The sequence below is a fragment of the Prevotella sp. AM42-24 genome (assembly GCF_003461825.1).
In the GTDB taxonomy this organism is placed as follows: Bacteria; Bacteroidota; Bacteroidia; order Bacteroidales; family Bacteroidaceae; genus Prevotella; species Prevotella hominis.
Genome location: NZ_QTXV01000140.1, coordinates 238 through 2,161, shown reverse-complemented (window position 1 = coordinate 2,161; position 1,924 = coordinate 238). Strand labels below are relative to the sequence as shown.

The 1,924-nt window shown below is 39.5% G+C and carries 1 protein-coding gene and 1 pseudogene; both read right to left on the bottom strand.

Going from position 1 to position 1,924, the window contains the following annotated elements; translation table 11 throughout:
* Window positions 1–65: 65 nt before the first annotated feature.
* Window positions 66–1,643 carry an ATP-binding protein gene (locus tag DW917_RS16680; RefSeq protein WP_233524815.1) on the bottom strand — a complete coding sequence of 526 codons (1,578 nt, stop codon included), beginning with the start codon at window positions 1,641–1,643 and terminating at the stop codon, window positions 66–68.
* 61 nt (window positions 1,644–1,704) lie between these two features.
* Window positions 1,705–1,924: pseudogene (locus DW917_RS17950) on the bottom strand (hypothetical protein); the annotation flags it as partial.

Sequence of the window (1,924 nt, the reverse complement as noted above, 5' to 3'; positions counted from 1 at the left end):
TGAAGTAATGGTTTAAGAGAGGTGTAGTATTTAAACCGAAAGTCTATTGTAACATAGCATTCATGCTAATTAACTTCCTTCCAATCTATGAGTCCCTTGCCCATATCATCTAATTCAACAGCCAAAGCTATAACCTTTCGCCCATCAGCTTTAAATGGTTCAACATACTGTCTGTCTTTTATCTGATGTTCAGCAGCAGTAACCCCACCATTATTAGAAAGTTTAAGTTCAAGAACATAAATAATACGACGTGTAAAAACCACCAAATCTATTCTTCCTGTAGAGATTTGCTTTTCTACTTCGACCTTGAAACCTATAGCATTAAAAATGGTACTAATGATAAGACGATAACGTTCTTCCATATCCATGCTTGCCAACTTTTTATTGCTATACGGCACATCAGCTATCAAAGCCTTCAGGGCTTTCTTGGCTTCATCAAGATTACCATCTTGCATCATCTTTAAAAGAATATTCTGTGTGGTAATAGCCTGAGCTTTTGTCTTCAAGGTCAAAGCTGGTACTACTATTTTGTAGAGTGCTTTCCTTACTTCAAAGTTAGGAATACCTAAAGTATAAACACCCTCGTCATAATCCTTGATGGTCAGATAACCGGATTGATAAAGGAAGAGTTCTGCTCCTCCATCAGAAACATCAGAAGTCTCCAAAGTATCGCGGTCAATGTAGCAATGATCGAAATGCTCCAACTGAATTTCCATATCACTGACAAACTTCGGCAATAAAGACGTTGCCCCAGAAGCAGCCCAGTAGTTTTTCAGTTCTTTGTCAGCCAAAGCATTAAGCAGACTGAACGGATTGAAAATATCAACAGGACTGTTCTTACAGAAGTGATAACCGTCATAATAAGCCTTCAACTGCAAAATCGTTCCTTCCGGCGTCCAACCATTATGTACTCCCATAGCCTCAATTTCAGGCATGAAATTGCTCACCACTTCCTCTTTCGTGATACCACAGATCGCAGCATAAGGAGGATCAAAACTGATATTACTCAAATTATTCAAGACTGAGAACAATGAGATTTGAGTAAACTTAGTAATACCCGTGATGAAGACAAATTTCTCATATACGTCATCAGCTTTGAGAATAGCAAAAACACTACGATAGATAGAGGTACAATCTTCATGATGAGAAGTCTTCCAAGAATGCTGCAAAGGCGAATCATATTCATCTATCAGGATAGCAACCTGCTGTCCCGTCTGTTCATAGGCAGACTGGATAATAATATCAAAACGATTGGATAAAGAGTCGGAAGCGGAAGCTTCTATTCCATATTTCCGTTCATATTCCTTGAAAGCCAGATTGAGATAAGCGTTGAGTTCATGAGCAGTGGATCCAGCCCGGCTCATATCAAGTCTGACAACAGGACGCTTTACCCATTCCTTTTCTAAATCCATGATTTTCAGTCCTTCGAACAGTTCCTTCCTACCCTCGAAATAAGCCTGCAAAGTATCCACCAACAATGATTTACCGAAACGTCTTGGACGGCTCAGGTAATTATATGTTTTATTGCTATTAACAAGATTCCAGATAATCTCTGTCTTGTCAACATAGAGCAGACCTTCCTTTCGAATTTTCTCAAAAGACTGTATGCCTACAGGTAATATTCTATTATTCGTTTCTCCCATAATTGATAAGATATGATGTAATACAGGATTTATCATTTAAGTTTCTGAAAGTTCAGCCAGTTCAGGCTTGTTCACTCAATTTCCGGATTACCTCCAGTGGAAGCTCGGTGGCTGTTGATACTTGCTCTTCAGAAAGACCCATTGAAAGAAGGCGGCGAGCTGTGGATAGCTTTTCTTTTTCCATTCCTTTAGCCATTCCTTTAGCCATTCCTTCCGCCATTCCTTCCTCACGACCCTTTTCCAAAGCCGTATCTATAGAGTTCTTGACATCACGGTAAGCC